The sequence below is a fragment of the Amphritea atlantica genome (genome assembly GCF_900111095.1).
Taxonomy (GTDB): domain Bacteria; phylum Pseudomonadota; class Gammaproteobacteria; order Pseudomonadales; family Balneatricaceae; genus Amphritea; species Amphritea atlantica.
Window position 1 is genome coordinate 429708 of record NZ_FOGB01000001.1, and the last position, 16667, is coordinate 446374.

A 16667-nucleotide genomic window follows, 5' to 3' on the forward strand; every position below is an offset into this window, starting at 1 on the left:
GGTGTCCTCTGTTTTATCCCGGTTGACGCCACAACTGCGTCAGTACCTCATCGTGACCGGTAATTACTGGGCGTTTACCCTCACGGATGGTGCGTTGCGGATGCTGGTGGTGCTGCATTTTCATCAGCTCGGCTACAGCCCGTTGGATATAGCACTGCTGTTTCTGTTCTATGAGTTTTTTGGCGTTGTCACCAATCTGTTGGGTGGCTGGCTGGGGGCGCGTATCGGCCTTAACAGGACGATGAATATCGGTCTGGGGATGCAGGTGGTGGCGCTGGGGATGCTGTTAGTTCCCGCTGCGATGCTCACCGTACCCTGGGTAATGCTGGCGCAGGCGTTGTCCGGTATCGCTAAAGACCTGAACAAGATGAGCGCAAAAAGCTCAGTTAAGCAGCTGGTGCCAGCCAATGCGCAAGGCACGCTGTATCAGTGGGTAGCGGTACTCACCGGCTCAAAGAACGCCCTGAAAGGCGCTGGTTTTTTTCTGGGAGGCGTTTTGCTAACGCTGCTGGGATTTCAGGGCGCGGTACTGGCAATGACGGTTGTTCTGGCGCTGGTGTGGTTGCTGAGCCTGGTGTCGTTGAAACAGGAACTGGGTCGGGCGAAAACCTCGCCTAAGTTCAGTCAGGTCTTTTCTAAAAGCCGCGCCGTTAACACCCTTTCGGCCGCCCGCATGTTTCTGTTTGGTGCGCGGGATGTCTGGTTTGTGGTGGCGCTGCCGGTTTATCTGGCCAGTACTATGGGCTGGGATCACTGGTCCGTTGGCGGCTTTCTGGCGTTGTGGGTGATCGGGTATGGCATTATTCAGTCAGTTGCACCCTATTTCACTGGTAAACGCTCCGGCCATATTCCCGGAGGACGGGCGGTTTTTTTCTGGGCTTTGGGCCTGTTGCTATTACCTGTTTTGATCGCAGTGTCACTGAGCAGTCACTTTTATCCTCAAACCGTTCTGTTGGCTGGCCTGATGATCTTTGGCGGAGTGTTTGCCATCAACTCTTCGTTGCACAGCTATCTGATCGTCAGCTATGCTCGGGAGGATGGCGCTTCAATGGATGTCGGCTTTTACTACATGGCCAATGCGATGGGGCGGTTGCTTGGTACGGTACTGTCCGGCTACCTGTTTCAGATCGCCGGATTAACCGCCTGTCTCTGGGTGTCGGCACTGTTTCTGGCGATAGCTGCGGGGATATCTCTGTATCTGCCATCGCGTTGAAGTTGATGCTATGGCAGGGATTTTTGTATTTTTCGCGGCTTAGAAAGCGTTTTTGTATAGGCTTTGATCTTATTTAGATGCCAAAGGGTTTTACCCAGTAGAATGGCTTCCTTAGCGATATGTTTAACCAGATCAGTTTTTGAGATGCTGTAGGGCGTTCTGATCAGTTCCTGATAGCGCCAGCTGATTTTGACATACCCTGGTGCATACCTGTTGAACTGTTTAAGCATCGTTCTCACGAGTTTAAATCGATGATTTTTAAGGTAGTCATTGATTATATAACGCTCAACCTCTCGTTTAAGTGTTGCTGAGGTAGCCGTGGTTTCTTTTTTAGTAAACAACCAGTTCAGATTAATGTTTTCGGCATCGCAGGCAACAACTTTATGGAACCACACGGGGGGGATGTAGAGAATATCACCCTCATTGATAACGAACCGGGTGAACACCTTGCCGTTAAGCATTTTGTCGTCATCGCCTTTGATAATGGCAAAGCTGGTATATGGATAGCAATCAAGTGGGGTATGCGGAGATACAAGGACCCACTCTTTTTTCCCTTTTACCTGCACATTAAATACATTAACCAGGCTACCATCATAATGCCAGCTAGAGACATGTCCCTTCTTATTAATCCATAATCGCAGATGCTGAGTTCGGGGGAATACCAGTGGAGAGTCCAGACTCTGATTGACAAAATCAGGCGTGGTGTAGTCTTCTGTCAGTGAATCCCGGTTCATCCAGTACCAGAGTGATGCGGTGGATGCAGAGGGTTCCTGGGATAGTTTCTCATGCAGATAATGTTCATTCCAACACTCACGGGCGTGCCACTCTTTCCCAACGCCCTCAATGATTACCGGTATCTCAGGGGTCAGGTATCTCTCAGAGAGCTCTTCAAAAGAGATATCTGACGATTCACGCGCAATTTCAAAGAAACCACTATTCTGCGTTGGCAGAGTCTGCATAAGCTGGCCTGGTTATTACTGGAAATATGAAGGTTAATATGCCCTATAGAGGGAGTTTAATCCATCTTACAGCCGTTAAAAGTTGCACTGGTAGTACGGTTTTCTTTTTACACTGTTCAGACTCTCTTCCTGTTACCCCCTTTGAAGTACCTCTTCATGACAATTGAGGGTTCTGTCTGCCTCTCATAATATTCTTATCAGGAATTTTAGTTGCACATCATGATGCTAACCGGACCTTATCAGGAGGGCTCAGATGCAGACAGAACAATTGAATGGGGTTGTCAGCAAACCCGCATATTCGCCGGTAGAGCTAAACCCGAAGTCCAGCTTTCATCTCTTTATCGCTGAACAGGCTGTAACCGGAGAGATGCAGTCGCTTTTTGATGGCTGTGGTGTTGATAAAGAGAGCGCTGTGTACAGCGATGCCAGTGATTCCCGGCTGCTTGAATCACTGGCTGCTATGCCATTAACAGGCACTCTCTACCTGGCTGGCAGTGAGCCTTTTATCTGGCGGGTGGCCAGCCATGCGCGGCAGGCAGGTTTGCGTCCTGATCAGATCAGAATGATGGTACCGGTCAGTCGCGAACGACATCTGTTTTGCTGTCACTGTTACCAGATCACGGAGGGAGTGACCTATTCACCTTTCATCTGCAGCGGGTGTGGCCTGAGTCTCGAAGTCACCGATCATTTTGCCCGTCTACACAGCGCCTATTTTGGCTATCAGGCCAATGCAGAAGATAGCAGCGATATGCCAGAGAAAAGGGAGGTGGGCTAATGAGTGTTATCGATCAAATCCCGGTCAGGGTGACCGCCGTTAAGCAGGTCGCACCGATGATCAAAGAGTTTACGCTCGAAGCAATCGATGCTGAGCTGGTGCCTTTTTCGCCTGGTGCGCATGTAGTTGTGACGATGGGAGGCGCTGAGAACGAGCCAGCCTATCGCAATGCCTATTCACTGATGAGTAACCCTCAGGATAAGAGTCAGTATCGCATAGCGGTTCGTCTTCAGGAGGATTCCCGTGGTGGTTCACTCTACATGCATCAACAGATAGCGGTGGGAGATCAGTTGATGATCTCACCCCCGGCAAATCTTTTCGCGCCAGATTGGATGGCGAAAAAGCATGTGTTGTTTGCCGGAGGGGTAGGCATCACTCCCTTCCTGTCCTATTTGCCGGAACTGCAGCAGCGTGAGACCGAGTTTGAACTGCACTATATGTTTCGTAGTAAACAGACAGGAGCCTACAGCGCTGAACTGGCGGAAACCTTAGATAACCATTGTAGCAACTATGATGCTGATCAGGGGAGCCGCTGCGATATCGCCGCGGTGTTGTCAGAGCAGCCTCTGGGTACACATTTTTACATCTGCGGTCCGCAATCTTTGATTGATTCTGTTAGGGCCATTGCGGACGAAATGGGCATTCCTGCCAGTGCGGTTCACTGGGAAGAGTTCGCTGGCGCGAAACCGGGCCAGCCCTTTGTGGTGGAGCTGAGTCGCAGTGGGGTAGAACTGGCCGTTTCTTCTGATAGCAGTTTGTTGGAGACCCTTGAAGGGGCTGATATTGCGATCCCTAACCTTTGTCGGGCTGGGGTTTGCGGCCAGTGTGTCTGCAAGGTGGCCGAGGGTGAAGTGGAACATCGGGATAGCTATCTGAGTGAGCCTGAGAAACAGTCGGGCCAGGTGATGATGCCCTGTGTTTCCCGGGCGGCAGGCGAACGACTGGTTTTAGATATTTAGGAGAGCAGAGCAATGCGTGTAGCACCGAAAGAGATTCAGAGTTTTCGTGATGATTTTACCTACAGTAACAGTGCTGAAGCGATTGAGCGTTTCCCCTTTCCTTTCGCTGAAGATGAATATCGTTATTCGGTGAATATGGAGCCTCACCTGCCAAAAGGGGGCGAGGGTTCGGCCTATGAGCATTTTCTCGATATTGATGAGCATTATCTGTCGGAAATGGCTGAGCGTGAGTTGGTCTTAAAAGAGATGCCGCATCGCTGTCTGGCGATGCCCCATATGGATCTGGCCTGCTGGGATATGGTTGAACGGATCATGGTGTCTCTGTCAGAGGATTATCCGGACTATTTCAGCCTGATCCGCGACGGCGATCACTGGAGCTGGGAAAATAAACTACTGAATATTAAGGATCAGTTTACCTTTGGGGATAGCAGTTCGTTGCCGATGCCGCCGCTGGATTATATCGGTCGGCAGATGCAGGGGGATTTTGCTTTGCTGGATCAGCGCGAAGGTGATCTGTTCCTTGATGCGGGTATTATCACCTGTCCCGCGGACTGGTCACTGGCGTTTGATGCCGGGATGAGTTTTAAAGAGTGGCATGGTCCGGTACCGATGGCCCACGGAGAAGGGATCTTCGAACGGGCGCTGAAATACCTGATTGCGATCCCTGTGGGCAAACCGGTACGTCGTCTTAACTGGACCCTGACGGTGAATGCCCGAATGGACACCTCACCAGAGAAATATCACGAATGGGGCCATGAACGAACCTCTGTAACGCCTGAAAATGTGGGTGAAAAAGTCTATCTGCGGGTTGAGTTACAAGTGTTAGACCGGATGCCTCGCAGTAATGCGATGATGTTTAGCATCCGTACTTATCTGCTCAGTCTTGAAGATCTGGTGACCAATAAAGAGTGGGCAGTGCGGATGCACCGGGCGATGAAAACCCTGCCGGAGCCGTTGATCAACTACAAAGGATTAACCCGCTTTCACGGGACTGTCGTGGATTATCTGGCGCAGTTTGATCCAGTAAACTGAGGTTTTTACGGGGCAAACGTTTTGCAGCCCTGTTTTTCTATATGGTTAATCAGTAGTCAGGGTGAAAAATATGGGTTGGGTCTATCTCTGTATAGCCGGGATATTGGAGTGCCTCTGGGCGGTTGGGCTGAAATACAGCGATGGTTTTACCCGTTTATGGCCCTCGGTAATCAGTATCTCTTTGATCATTATCAGTCTTGGACTGTTGTCTCTGGCGATGCGCACTATTCCTGTAGGTACTGCTTATGCGGTATGGAGCGGCATTGGAGCGGCTATGCTGGCAGTCTACGGGATAATGTTTCTCGATGAATCCGGTAGTCTGATCCGAATCAGTTGCATCTTCATGATCATTGCTGGTGGTGCGGGACTCAAAGTGTTTGCCTGAGGAAGATTAATGGTTCGGGTGTTGATACTGCAACATGCAGAAGGTGAGTGGATCGGTTCAATGAATGACTGGTTTAGCGAACCATCCAGAGTGAGCGGTTTTACGTTGACGACTATTCGCCTTGATCATGGGGAGGCACTCCCCGGGCGAAACTCATTTGACTGGTTGCTGATTATGGGCGGGCCGATGAGTGTTAATGATGAATCTGACTATCCCTGGTTGTGTGAAGAGAAACAACTGATTCGTCAGTCTATTGCAGACAATAAAACTATAATCGGGATCTGCCTTGGAGGCCAGTTGATTGCGTCAGCCGCCGGCGCTGAGGTATATCGAAACAGTGCTGTGGAGATCGGCTGGTTTCCGGTTATCAGAACCGATACTGATGTGACCTGGCTGCCTGAAACCGCCAGCTTGTTAAGCTGGCATGGAGATTGTTTCAGACTACCGGCTGGAGCCCGGCCTTTTGCCGCCAGTCGCATTACGCCCTGCCAGGGATTCAGTCTGGGGCCGCGTGTATGGGCATTGCAGTTTCATCTGGAAGCCCAGCCCGGAACCGTGGAGGCTTTTCTGGCGCTAGAACCCCATGGCTTGCCTGAAGGGAAATATGTCCAGCCGCAACAGCAACTGCTCAGTGAGGCTTTTCTCTCACGGAGCCAGACGATAATGCATGGGCTGCTGGATTCGCTGGTTTAGTCTGATCTTCCTGTTATGCTTAAGAGCATCAACTGATAGTTATCTTCAGATTAATGTCTAATCTTCCTGACAGGAGGCGTGATGAATATATCATTAGCAACCCCGGATGATATTCCCGAGCTGTGTCGCTTGCTGGGCTATCTGTTTGCGCAGGAGTCGGAATTTAAACCCGATATCCAGCTACAACGGCAGGGATTGAAAGCGATAATAGAGTCGCCTGATAGCGGCACCATTCTGGTGAGCCGGGAGGCCGGTAGGCTGGTGGGTATGGTGAGTCTGTTATACAGCATCTCCACTGCGCTGGGTGGCCGGGTCTGTTTATTGGAAGATATGGTGGTTGAACCGGAAAAACGCGGATCAGGCATCGGCACCGCACTGTTAAACCACGCGATCGGTTATGCCCGGGAGCAGGGGGTGAAACGTATTACTCTGCTAACCGATCAGGATAATACAGCGGCAAAAAGGTTTTACAACCAACAGGGTTTTTTCCTTTCATCAATGGTAGCGATGCGCACTTTTCTCTCCTGAGGCGCCCGGGCCATCTTGCAGTCTTGATCAGCCCAGGGCGACAGATATCATCTGTTCAGAATGGGAACTCTTTTTATCCTTTTGACTACTTATATTGTCTGTTAATGAGCTAAAACAGATATAATTGTCGTGTTGTGGAGTTTTAACCTGACTCCGGTCAGGTTTGCGATGATGGAGGTCATGTGATGAATAACGTACTCTCTCAGCAGTTGCCTGGTAAGGCGTTTAAGCTGTGATCAAATCCTCAGCAGAGCTTCCTGATACTCTCATTGGTGGGCTTCGATTTCTGCTTTTTCCTAATCGTGACTTTCTGCAGAAAAAGTATGAAGATCACCGGCGATTTACCATCATTGTCTCGGCTTTTCTGTCCGTTCTCTGGGCAGCTCTGTGGGGATGGGATTGGGTGACCGATCCGGTGGGTGCCGATAATACGAGGGTTCTGCGGCTGCTTTTTCTGGCGGCTTTAGCCTATTCACTGACACTGTATTTTATCCGTAAGAGCTCTGCCTGGCTGGCAATTATCACGGTTGTGGGAATGCTGGCGGCGGAGGCAAACTTTATTCTGATCCTGAACCATCTTGATAACGGAATTGTGTATGGTCTCGGTGGTTTCATGTATTGCATGTTTATCGCGGTGCTGGTGTTTCAATGCTTCTCTCTGATAACCAATATTATTTATACCCTGTCAGCCACGCTGCTTCCCCATCTTGCGGGTGAGCTGGCGATCGCCGATAACTTTCAGCATTTTCAATATGCGGCTCTGATCTGGCCTGCGGCATTGCTGGCGATAGTGGCTCAGATAGTCCAGTCCCATCACTATCTGTTGCGCTACCAGCTTGAGCGACAGTTGGAAGCGTTATCGACGACGGATACGTTGACCGGGGCGAGAAATCGTCGTTACTTTATCCCATTGTTAGCGAGGGAGGTTCGCAGAGCCAAACGCACAGGGCAAAAGCTGTCTCTGTTAATGCTGGACATCGATATGTTTAAGCGGGTGAATGACACCTATGGGCATCTGACGGGTGACCGGGTGATTCACAATGTGTCTGTTGTTAGTCATCAGTTTGCCCGTGACATTGATGTTGTTGCCCGCCTGGGAGGGGAAGAGTTTGCTATTCTGCTCACCGCCTGTGATCAGAACCAGGCGGTTCAGGTAGCCGAGCGGATCCGTTCAGAAATAAAGGGTATAACGATGCATAGTGAGGATGACATCTCTTTCAATTACACCGTCAGCATCGGTGTAGCTGAGCTGGATGAGTCGGATCAGAACGAGCGCTGTTTTCTCGGACGCGCCGACAGCGCCCTTTATAAAGCGAAAGAGAGTGGCCGCAATCGGGTTGTGTTAGCAGAAGATGAGAAGGACTTATTCAATTCCCGTAACCGGGCCTTAACCTCTGAAAATTCAGACTGTTCTGAGTCATAGTAAAGTACAAAATAGTCACGCTAGTGTTTATTTTCTACTCCTCAGCCGTTAGTCTGCAATAATCGCAACTGAAACACCGTTTTGCTGCCAGGGTTTATACAAAGTCAGTAAAACAACAGGATAACAAAGGGATAGGTTAAAAACGCTGGCAGGAGATCTGGCCAGGTTAAGAGTGCATAACCGCATTCTCGTTTTTCTGCCAGGAGATGGCGATATACTGCTCAGTACTTCCTCTCTCAATCTTACCGTTACCCTGCCTGTTATACAGTGGGGCTGGCGTGCATCTGCGTTAGCTAACTGCCAAAATTAATCTGTTGAGCACAATGTGAGGTAATGCTTAGGATGAAATGCCCGATCTGTAAGAAAGGTAATCTGGTCCCCAGTTTTCTGGAAGGTTTATTTCGCGCACATACCTGCGATAACTGCGGTGGCAACTGGCTATTGATAGAGGATTATGTCGCCTGGAAGGAACGTCATCCGGAACACGCTTTTGTTCAGGAAGATGCGTTCGAAGCTGACGATAGCAAACAGGCATTAATCTGCCCAATGACCGGCACCCTGATGCATAAATACAAAATTTCCAATAGCAGTGATCACCGGTTGGACTACAGTCCCAGTGTCGGCGGTGTCTTGCTGGACAAAGGCGAGTGGCAGTATCTGAAGGAGCAGAAATTAGCGGGCTCATTAAATAAGATTTTTACCGCTGAGTGGCAGCGGGCACTGCGTGATCAGAATGCTGAAATGACATTCGCAGATATCTACAGGGAGCGGTTTGGTGACGAGTCATATGAAAAGATTAAAGAGATAAGGTCGTGGCTGAATGATCACCCGCGCAAGGCTGATCTGAGGGCTTATCTGCTGGCAGAAGACCCATACTCGGTTAACAAATAGGTTTCATATTGTCGATATCTCTGCCTGCGTAGTACAAATGTTTTGCCGCGATGTTATCAGAGCAAATCATCCTGCTTTATCGGTATAAACTAAGCAGCTTTTATTCCGCTGCTTAGTTTATGAGCGCTCTGGTTGAAAGTTCTATTTCAACTTAATCGCAAAGTGCTTAAACACCGGTTCAATGATCTCCCAGGTGCCGGTAAAGCCAGCGTCGACCATAAACGCATCACCGGGCATCAGAGTCTGTGGTTCCTGCCCATCCTCGGTGATAATCACTTTGCCTTCGATCAGGTGGATAAACTCCCAGCTGGCGTAAGTGGCGCGGTAGGTGCCCGGCGTGGCAGCCCAGCAGCCGGTGATCATCGACTCGTCGGGGCTGGTGTATTCGATCCAGGTGGTCATGGTGGGGTTACCGTCGACCTTCTCCCAACCTTCCAGATCATCAGTTATGGGGGTGACGCTTTTATTGATAATTTTTGTGACCCGATTCATAGTGTGTTTCCTGATGGTTTCTTTAATGAAACGAAAGGCCGGTCAGTGACCGGCCCGGATAGTGGTTAACCTGCCTGCTTAACTTCGCTCTTATCAGACAGATAGGCTTCCAGTGAATCATCCAGCGCATCGATCCAGGGCGTGTGGTGCGGTGGGGACATCGTGCCGGTCATCAGTGAGCGGAAAGAGTAGTCACGGAAGGTCATAATGTCTTCCTTCTTGTGATGTTTCCATTCGAGGAAGGTCTGGCGCACGCCTTCGATATCGAAGGTGGGATAATCGGTCGCTTCAATCAGTTCGAGGATATAGTCACCCTGGAAGGTAAACATCTCTTCGGCGGTTTTCAGGGGCAGTTCCCGTTCACGCCACTCCATGCTGTTGGCGGTCATCTCCTCTTTGGTCGCTGGCAGTTCGATTCGACCGAGAATGACATCGCGTACATACCAGGCCTGGGCATCAAACATATTGAAGGTGTACCACTGGTCCTGCATACCGAGATAGAACATCTGGGTATTGTGTTCCCAGACGACCCCTTTATAGAGGTCCATCGCCCAGAGGCGGTTGTCGGTTTTCAGGCGCAGGGATTCATCGATGAAGGGGAAGTGATGCAGATAGCCGGTGCAGAGGATGATGGCATCAATCTTACGGCTGCTGCCATCGGCAAAGTAGGCGGTATCGGTATCTACCCGTTGCAGCAGCGGTTTCTCCTCCCAGTTCTCCGGCCACTTGTAGTTCATCGGTGCGGTGCGGTAACAGCTGATCAGGCTGCGGGCGCCATATTTGTAACACTGAGAACCGATATCCTCGGCGGAATAACTACTGCCGACCAGCAGAATATCCTTGTCTTTAAATTCCAGTGCGTCACGGAAATCATGGGCATGCAGAATGCGGCCGCCAAAGGTGCTGAAACCCTCAAATTCCGGTACCCGTGGAGTAGAAAAGTGGCCCGAGGCGCAGACTACATAGTCGAACTCTTCAGAGTAAACGGTATCGGTGGTGTGATCGTGCACGGTTACGGTGAAAAGCTTGCTGGTGTCATCGAAGGTGATATTGCGGACCGGCGTGTTAAAACGGATATAGTCACGCACTCCGGCTTTCTCTACCCGGCCTTTAATGTAATCCCAGAGCACTTCACGGGGCGGGTATGAGGCGATCGGTTTACCGAAATGTTCATCAAAACTGTAATCAGCGAACTCCAGACACTCTTTCGGGCCGTTGGACCAGAGGTAGCGATACATACTGCCGTGTACTGGCTCGCCATGCTCATCCAGACCGGTGCGCCAGGTGTAGTTCCATAAGCCGCCCCAGTCGCTCTGTTTTTCAAAACAGACCATATCTGGTATCTCTGCGCCTTTCTCCTGAGCTGACTGAAAGGCCCGAAGTTGAGCCAGACCACTGGGGCCGGCACCGATTATCGCTACTCGCTTTGTCATCTGTAATCTCCTGATAATTACGTTCTTTTCATCAGGTTATTAAGATATCGGACGGTGATAAATTCCTCAGAGTGGATAAGTCAAAAGGGGTAACCCGGGTTACTCTGAAGGGGGGCTGATATTGAGAATGATCCCTTCAACACCCAGAACGGCACCGGTGGAGGAGTAGATACCCTGGCCTTTCTCATACACCTGACGGTACTGACCGTCGGCATGGAGTATCTGGTAGTACAACTCAAAACAACGGTGCTGCTGCAGGGCCTGTTGTACCGTTTCCCAGACTCTGCCCGCATCATTGGGGTGGATCAGTCCTCCGATGGAGAGCTGGGTCTGATTGAGCAACTGATCACGGTTGTAACCGGTTAGTTCCTGGCACCCTTCACTGACATACTCCATGGTCCAGCGGGTATCATTACGCCCCCGATAGAGCATTCCCGGTATCCGGTTAACTAATCCAGACAGGCTGCGATGGCTGGCTTTGCTGATCTCATCCTCCCGAACCTGGGGGGTGATATCGCAAAGGGTGGCCGTCAGGGGAAAGGGATCACCGCTGCGCAACGGTTGCAGGCGAATTTCACACCAGCGTACCTCGCTATCCTTGCGGATCAGGCGGAACCAGAGAAACTGGCTATCGCCCTCCCGGCTAACTTTCCGGGTGATATCGATCCAGTTTTGTAGCTCTTCCGGATGGATATAGTCACTGAAGCAGGTATTGGTGGCCTCTTTACTGGTGTACCCCGTCAGGTTTTTCCAACAGGCATTAACATAGCTGATTTGCAAATCGCTGTTAAACACCAAAACGGCATCTCCCAGGCTGTTGAGTACTTCGCTCAGCGCTGGCAGATCTGCACTGGGTGTACGGCGGAATAGCCTGAGCACCGTCATAGACCGCCCCCTGTCTCTGATGCGTGAGGCTGATTTGCATGAGCCCAGGCGGCCAGCTCCAGGCGGGAGCTGACGTTCAGTTTGCGCAACAGGTTTTTAACATAGACCTTAACCGTGCCATCACTGATACCCAGTTCCCGGGCGATCAGTTTATTGCTCATCCCCCGGGTAATTAGCTCCAGCGTTTGTTGTTCCCGTTCAGTCAGATCGAAGTGATTGTTCTCTGTAATTTCCCGGGGCTGTTGATCCCCCTTACTCAGATGGTGTGCCAGCATGGTGACACCGGTATGATCCATGGCGATATTGCCCTGCATCACACCTTTCAGACCACTGATGATCAGTTCTGGTGCAGAGTCTTTCAGCAGATAGCCATGTGCACCCGCCGAGATCGCTTCAAACAGTTCGCTGCTGTCATCCGATGCGGTGAGAAACACGATCTTCTGTTCAGCCCCCAGCTGTTTAAGTTGCTGCAATAGTTGCAGCCCGGAAAGCTCCGGCATATGCATATCCAGTAGCAGTAGGTCGGCGGAGAGGCCGGGGAGGGCTTCAAGTAGCTGTTGCCCACCATCGAAATCCGCCAGTACTCTGAACTCGCCACTGTCGTTCAGCAGCTCAACCACCCCCCGTCTGAAGAGGGGATGGTCATCAACAATAATGACATTGGTCAGGCTAACTTCATTCATAAGATCATCACACTTAGTTGGATTCATCGGGGTGTGTCCGCAATCACCAGATCTATACGGGTGCCGCCCTGAGGGCGAGGCAGAATAAACAGGCTGGCGTGGATCCGCTGTGCCCGCTCCTGCATGATTTTCATGCCAAAGCTGTCCTGGCGGGCCTGTTCGGCACAGATTCCCTTGCCGTTATCCTCAATACGGATCCGTATTGAGCTATCACTCAGGGGTAATAGCTGTACCCGGGCATGCGAGGCATGGGCATGGCGGACGATGTTGTTAAGGGCTTCACGAATAATAAAGATCGCCTGGGAGTCATCTTCGGTGATCAGCTGGGCACCCACCCGGTTATCCAGTTCAAAAACAATAGCGCTGCGCTGTTCGAATTCGCTGATGGCCTGGCTGATCGCCTCAACCAGCTGTCCCTGTTCGATAGAAAGCCTTGAGCAGGCGATCAGTTCCCGGGTCTGGCGATAGGCACACTGGGCCTGATGGCACAGGTCTTCACTGATTGCCGCCAGCTCCGGTTCGGATCTGCGCTTACACTGATCCGCCAGTCGCGATGCCTTAATCCGCATATAGCCGAGAATCTGCGCCATGGAGTCATGCAGTTCGGCAGCATGGGCGGCTTTCTCTGATGAGATCGCGGCATTGATGCGGGACTGCTGCCGGTACCAGCTACTCAGCCCGCCGCTGAGTGCCTCGGCAACCGGGCCCGATACCCGGTTGATCTGCTCGCTATCCGGCAGGCTGTCTTTAAAGCAGAGTACCATCCAGCCCGCCGGACTCTGTTCATCAAAGCGTAACTGCAGAGCATGAACAGACAGAGCTGTGCCCGGTAGTTTATAGCGCAACTCATTGGCGTCACTGATGCAATGTTCCGTCAGTTGATAGCGCAACTGACCGGCCAGGCCGATTGGCGGGGCGATTGATGCGGCGTGCAGTAGCTGATCCCGCTGCGGGGTCGGCATACCGATCAGATAGACCTGCGCCTGAAGATAGAAACCGATATAGCTTTGCAGTCGGTTTAGTGCCTGTTCCAGGCTGAGCCGGATATCTTCGCTGCAAGCCAGATCGACCACCAGTTGTGTCAGGGCTGGGGCGCAGACAATCTCTTTCTGTGGTGCGGGCTGATCGCGAAACAGCCGGGGAAAATTGTGCAGCCATAGTGGCAATGAAACCGCCATTCGAACCTCCTTACTGCTGGTTTCCCGCTCAGGGAAAGGTTTTCTTCCAGAGTTAACATTGCAGTTTTTGTGCCATAGATGAGGGGCTACTCCCTATGGATTACCCCTTCCTGAGAATTGTGTCTCAAATCACCATGAGTAAATATTTTTAACCAATGGGAAATTAATTTCTGCTGTCAAAGCGAAGATCTGTGTGCACCAAGTTAGTTCTGAAGAGATCGATAGTGCACTCACATAGCGCCGTAGACGAAAGACAATCGGGTCAAAAGGTAATTGAGGCTTTTCTATGACGATTCAGCAACACCCTGCCGAGGATAGAGTGAAGGATGAGTGGATACCGCGGTTGTATCGGCTGGAGGGGCAGGAGGCTCTGCGCCTTGATCTGCAGCAGGGCGACAAAATCTGTATTACCTCAGCCGATATGCAGCAGGGGTGCGAGTTGCTGTTTATCGATCCCGAAGGCGGTGTGATTGAAGCATCGTCACCTTCATACGCGTGCAGTAAGGCGGTGAATACCCTGGCGCAACTGGATCAGCCAGGAGGCTCAGGATTGCGCTTAAAGGCGTTGTTGCAGGCCTGGGAGGTCAGTGAAAAAACACTGCAGCGGGCCTGCTGTTTTACGGCACAGACACTGCCAGAGTTTGAAGTTACTGCTGCGGTCACCCTGGTGGTGCTCTGTTGTGGCCGCGATATGCAGGTGGTTGAGCAATCCCCGGTTACCGCGTTACAGATAGCCCATTTCACGACCGCTGATGCTGTGTTGCCACTGCCTCTGGCTGTGCCTCGTTGCGAATTCCGGGTGCCCAGATGCAGCGCGAAGAGTTACGAAGTGAAAGCGGGTGAGTGGATTCAGATTATCGATGTTGAGGGCAAACAGTGCAGTGATTTTATCGCCTTTGATGCTGCGGCGCTGGCCCGGGGGGATGAGGTTGCGCTGGATGCGGTGGCCACCCGAACGCTTAATGGGCTGACTCTGCCGCAACCGGGTGTGCATTCGAAGCTCACCGATGCACAGCAGCAAACCATGCTCGAAGTCGTGCAGGATACTGTGGGTCGGCATGATAGCTTTTTGTTTGCCTGTAATAGTAAATATTACGAAGACAGCGGTTATTTCGGACATCTGAATTGTACTGAAAATTTCAATCACTGCCTGAGTGACTATGGTATTGCTCCCCGGGCTGGCTGGCCTGCGATCAACTTCTTTTTTAATACCCAGGCTGGCGACTGCGGCACCATCGGTTTCGAAGAACCCTGGTCCCGTGCCGGCGATTATGTGCTGTTGCGGGCCACACGGGATTTGATCTGTGCCTCTTCCGCCTGTCCCGACGATATTGATCCGGCCAACGGCTGGAACCCAACCGATATCCATATCCGCATCTACCCCGCAACCTGTGAGTTTCCCCGTTCAGTGGGATACCGGATAACACCCGAGGAACAACCCCGTATGACTAAGCCAACTGGTTTTCATAGCCGCACCTCCACCCTGACCAAGCAGTTTACTGAGTATCGCGGTTACTGGGTGGCCTCAGATTATCAGAACTATGGTGCCAGAGCCGAGTATCTGGCTTGTCGCGAAAGGGTGGCGATGATCGATCTGACACCGCTGCGAAAGTTTGAAGTGCTGGGGCCTGATGCTGAAACCCTGCTGCAATATGCTCTGACCCGCAACATAGCGCGGATGTCGGTGGGCGAAGTGGTCTACTCGGCGGTGTGCCACAGCACCGGCGGGATGATCGATGACGGTACGTTGTTCAGGATGGGGCAGCACGGGTTTCGCTGGATCTGTGGTGACTCCTATTGCGGTATCTGGTTACGCCAGTTGGCTGCTGAAAAGGGGTTGCAGGTGCAGGTGAGGGAATCTACCGATCAGATACACAACGTGGCTGTGCAGGGACCGCAAAGCCGGAACCTGCTACAACAGATTATCTGGAATGGAGAGTCTTGTACGCCGGTTTCTGAGCTGGGCTGGTTTCGCTTTATGACCGGCCGTCTTGATGGTCCGGAGGGTATTCCGGTGATGGTCTCCCGCACCGGTTACACAGGTGAGCTGGGATTTGAGGTCTGGTGCCACCCGGATAAAGCAAACGCGGTCTGGGATCGTATCTGGGAGACCGGCGAACAATATGGTATTGCCCCGCTGGGCTTCGATGCACTGGATATGTTGCGGATAGAGGCCGGGCTTATCTTTGCTGATCACGAGTTCTGTGCAGAAACCAACCCATATGAAGCGGGTATCGGTTTTACCGTACCGCTGAAAACCAAGACTGATGATTTTGTCGGGCGAGAGGCGATAGCCGCTCAAAACCCCGCCAGCCGGAAAAAACTGGTAGGGCTGCTAATCAACAGCCAGGAAACCGTGAGTCACGGAGATTCTGTCTTTAATGGCCGGTTTCCGGTGGGCGTTGTGACCAGTTCTACCTATTCACCCGCGATTAAAAGTCAGATCGCACTGTGCCGCATAGAACCTCAGTTTGCTGAACCCGGTACCACGCTGGAGATCGGGCAGCTGGATGGTCAGCGTAAACGAATAGCGGTCAGCGTCACCTCGCTGCCTTTCTATGACCCGGAACGAACCCGGGTCAGAAGTTAATTCACTTTTTATCAACTCGAAGGAGTAATACCCATGGCTATGACCTACATAAAACAAGCGTCACAGATGAAACAACCGAGTATGGAGCGTCCGGGATGCAACGCTTTTCTGGGCGATGTAATGGTGTCCGATGATGCCGACAAAACCATCGTCAGCGGTTTCTTCCGTATGGAAAAGTCCGATGAACCGCTGGTGTATGAGTACACCTACCATGAGATGAAGATTATCGTCGAAGGCGAGATGACGATCTCCGATGAAGAGGGCAATGAAGTAGTGGCAACGGCAGGGGATATTTTCTACTTCCCGAAAGGTTCGGTCATCACCTTCCAGTCATCCGATTATGGCATTGGCTTCTTCTGCGGACAGCGCCGTGAAGGCGAAGGCTGATGGTTTCGTCTGTCCTACGATGAAGCCATAAATTGACCCCGAATGATGCGATGCACCAAACAGGGTCAGTTTACCGGCCAGTAAAGTGTGTAAATCTATAGCGTATATTTTTAACTTATTGATATAGATCAATAAATAATCGGATTGGTATGATATCTGCA

17 protein-coding genes are annotated in these 16667 nt (G+C 51.4%); 11 read left to right on the top strand and 6 right to left on the bottom strand.

The features are described 5' to 3' along the window. The first annotated feature begins 1 nt into the window (after position 1). Entirely contained in the window at positions 2–1213 is a 1212-nt protein-coding gene (gene arsJ / locus BMY09_RS01910) for an organoarsenical effux MFS transporter ArsJ (protein WP_091353182.1), read from the top strand. Between the two features lie 8 nt (positions 1214–1221). On the opposite strand, the gene BMY09_RS01915 is transcribed toward arsJ, so the two are convergent. Beyond that, positions 1222–2172, bottom strand: a complete 951-nt coding sequence (locus BMY09_RS01915) for a cupin-like domain-containing protein (protein WP_091353186.1) — start codon at positions 2170–2172, stop codon at positions 1222–1224. Positions 2173–2425: 253 nt separating this feature from the next. Here BMY09_RS01915 and BMY09_RS01920 point away from each other — a divergent pair, with 253 nt between their 5' ends. The 8 genes from BMY09_RS01920 (at position 2426) to BMY09_RS01955 (ending at position 8858) form a co-directional block, all read left to right on the top strand. Next, positions 2426–2947, top strand: coding sequence for a dimethylamine monooxygenase subunit DmmA family protein (locus BMY09_RS01920; RefSeq protein WP_091353189.1), 522 nt, complete (start codon positions 2426–2428; stop codon positions 2945–2947). Next, positions 2947–3906, top strand: coding sequence for a PDR/VanB family oxidoreductase (locus BMY09_RS01925; protein ID WP_091353192.1), 960 nt, complete (start codon positions 2947–2949; stop codon positions 3904–3906). Before BMY09_RS01920 ends, BMY09_RS01925 begins: the two co-directional genes overlap by 1 nt. A 12-nt stretch (positions 3907–3918) precedes the next feature. Further along, the gene (locus BMY09_RS01930) at positions 3919–4938 is read left to right on the top strand and encodes a heme-dependent oxidative N-demethylase family protein (protein ID WP_091353194.1); all 1020 of its coding nucleotides are present in this window, start codon (positions 3919–3921) and stop codon (positions 4936–4938) included. 70 nt (positions 4939–5008) lie between these two features. Further along, the gene (locus BMY09_RS01935) at positions 5009–5323 is read left to right on the top strand and encodes a DMT family transporter (RefSeq protein WP_091353196.1); all 315 of its coding nucleotides are present in this window, start codon (positions 5009–5011) and stop codon (positions 5321–5323) included. Between the two features lie 9 nt (positions 5324–5332). Then, positions 5333–6016: a type 1 glutamine amidotransferase gene (locus BMY09_RS01940; RefSeq protein ID WP_091353198.1), complete on the top strand. Its 684-nt coding sequence runs from the start codon at positions 5333–5335 to the stop codon at positions 6014–6016. An 81-nt stretch (positions 6017–6097) separates the two neighbouring features. After that, positions 6098–6544, top strand: a complete 447-nt coding sequence (locus BMY09_RS01945) for a GNAT family N-acetyltransferase (protein WP_091353201.1) — start codon at positions 6098–6100, stop codon at positions 6542–6544. Positions 6545–6776: 232 nt separating this feature from the next. After that, positions 6777–7967 (top strand): GGDEF domain-containing protein, encoded by a 1191-nt coding sequence (locus BMY09_RS01950; RefSeq protein ID WP_091353202.1) that lies wholly within the window; start codon positions 6777–6779, stop codon positions 7965–7967. 342 nt (positions 7968–8309) lie between these two features. Continuing rightward, positions 8310–8858, top strand: a complete 549-nt coding sequence (locus tag BMY09_RS01955) for a TFIIB-type zinc ribbon-containing protein (RefSeq protein WP_091353205.1) — start codon at positions 8310–8312, stop codon at positions 8856–8858. A gap of 141 nt (positions 8859–8999) precedes the next feature. On the opposite strand, the gene BMY09_RS01960 is transcribed toward BMY09_RS01955, so the two are convergent. The 5 genes from BMY09_RS01960 to BMY09_RS01980 all read right to left on the bottom strand — a co-directional run bounded on the left by BMY09_RS01960 (position 9000) and on the right by BMY09_RS01980 (position 13529). Next, positions 9000–9350 (bottom strand): cupin domain-containing protein, encoded by a 351-nt coding sequence (locus tag BMY09_RS01960; RefSeq protein ID WP_091353207.1) that lies wholly within the window; start codon positions 9348–9350, stop codon positions 9000–9002. A gap of 65 nt (positions 9351–9415) precedes the next feature. Then, positions 9416–10783 carry an NAD(P)-binding domain-containing protein gene (locus BMY09_RS01965; protein ID WP_091353209.1) on the bottom strand — a complete coding sequence of 456 codons (1368 nt, stop codon included), beginning with the start codon at positions 10781–10783 and terminating at the stop codon, positions 9416–9418. Between the two features lie 99 nt (positions 10784–10882). Next, the gene (locus BMY09_RS01970; RefSeq protein ID WP_091353212.1) at positions 10883–11668 is read right to left on the bottom strand and encodes a PAS domain-containing protein; all 786 of its coding nucleotides are present in this window, start codon (positions 11666–11668) and stop codon (positions 10883–10885) included. Continuing rightward, positions 11665–12378: a response regulator gene (locus BMY09_RS01975; RefSeq protein WP_245756480.1), complete on the bottom strand. Its 714-nt coding sequence runs from the start codon at positions 12376–12378 to the stop codon at positions 11665–11667. The genes BMY09_RS01970 and BMY09_RS01975 overlap by 4 nt, the downstream gene beginning before the upstream one ends. After that, positions 12375–13529: a sensor histidine kinase gene (locus tag BMY09_RS01980; RefSeq protein ID WP_091353214.1), complete on the bottom strand. Its 1155-nt coding sequence runs from the start codon at positions 13527–13529 to the stop codon at positions 12375–12377. The genes BMY09_RS01975 and BMY09_RS01980 overlap by 4 nt, the downstream gene beginning before the upstream one ends. Positions 13530–13815: 286 nt before the next feature. Here BMY09_RS01980 and BMY09_RS01985 point away from each other — a divergent pair, with 286 nt between their 5' ends. Together BMY09_RS01985 and BMY09_RS01990 are read left to right on the top strand one after the other, a co-directional pair. Next, entirely contained in the window at positions 13816–16119 is a 2304-nt protein-coding gene (locus tag BMY09_RS01985; protein ID WP_091353217.1) for a DUF1989 domain-containing protein, read from the top strand. A gap of 33 nt (positions 16120–16152) precedes the next feature. Continuing rightward, positions 16153–16506: a cupin domain-containing protein gene (locus BMY09_RS01990; protein ID WP_217647371.1), complete on the top strand. Its 354-nt coding sequence runs from the start codon at positions 16153–16155 to the stop codon at positions 16504–16506. Positions 16507–16667 lie beyond the last annotated feature (161 nt).

Bases quoted from the DNA above. Each gene is read 5' to 3' on its own strand.
- BMY09_RS01915 (WP_091353186.1), bottom strand. From the start codon at position 2,172: ATGCAGACTCTGCCAACGCAGAATAGTGGTTTCTTTGAAATTGCGCGT.
- BMY09_RS01920 (WP_091353189.1), top strand. From the start codon at position 2,426: ATGCAGACAGAACAATTGAATGGGGTTGTCAGCAAACCCGCATATTCG.
- BMY09_RS01925 (WP_091353192.1), top strand. From the start codon at position 2,947: ATGAGTGTTATCGATCAAATCCCGGTCAGGGTGACCGCCGTTAAGCAG.
- BMY09_RS01930 (WP_091353194.1), top strand. From the start codon at position 3,919: ATGCGTGTAGCACCGAAAGAGATTCAGAGTTTTCGTGATGATTTTACC.
- BMY09_RS01935 (WP_091353196.1), top strand. From the start codon at position 5,009: ATGGGTTGGGTCTATCTCTGTATAGCCGGGATATTGGAGTGCCTCTGG.
- BMY09_RS01940 (WP_091353198.1), top strand. From the start codon at position 5,333: ATGGTTCGGGTGTTGATACTGCAACATGCAGAAGGTGAGTGGATCGGT.
- BMY09_RS01945 (WP_091353201.1), top strand. From the start codon at position 6,098: ATGAATATATCATTAGCAACCCCGGATGATATTCCCGAGCTGTGTCGC.
- BMY09_RS01955 (WP_091353205.1), top strand. From the start codon at position 8,310: ATGAAATGCCCGATCTGTAAGAAAGGTAATCTGGTCCCCAGTTTTCTG.
- BMY09_RS01960 (WP_091353207.1), bottom strand. From the start codon at position 9,350: ATGAATCGGGTCACAAAAATTATCAATAAAAGCGTCACCCCCATAACT.
- BMY09_RS01965 (WP_091353209.1), bottom strand. From the start codon at position 10,783: ATGACAAAGCGAGTAGCGATAATCGGTGCCGGCCCCAGTGGTCTGGCT.
- BMY09_RS01970 (WP_091353212.1), bottom strand. From the start codon at position 11,668: ATGACGGTGCTCAGGCTATTCCGCCGTACACCCAGTGCAGATCTGCCA.
- BMY09_RS01975 (WP_245756480.1), bottom strand. From the start codon at position 12,378: ATGAATCCAACTAAGTGTGATGATCTTATGAATGAAGTTAGCCTGACC.
- BMY09_RS01980 (WP_091353214.1), bottom strand. From the start codon at position 13,529: ATGGCGGTTTCATTGCCACTATGGCTGCACAATTTTCCCCGGCTGTTT.
- BMY09_RS01985 (WP_091353217.1), top strand. From the start codon at position 13,816: ATGACGATTCAGCAACACCCTGCCGAGGATAGAGTGAAGGATGAGTGG.
- BMY09_RS01990 (WP_217647371.1), top strand. From the start codon at position 16,153: ATGGCTATGACCTACATAAAACAAGCGTCACAGATGAAACAACCGAGT.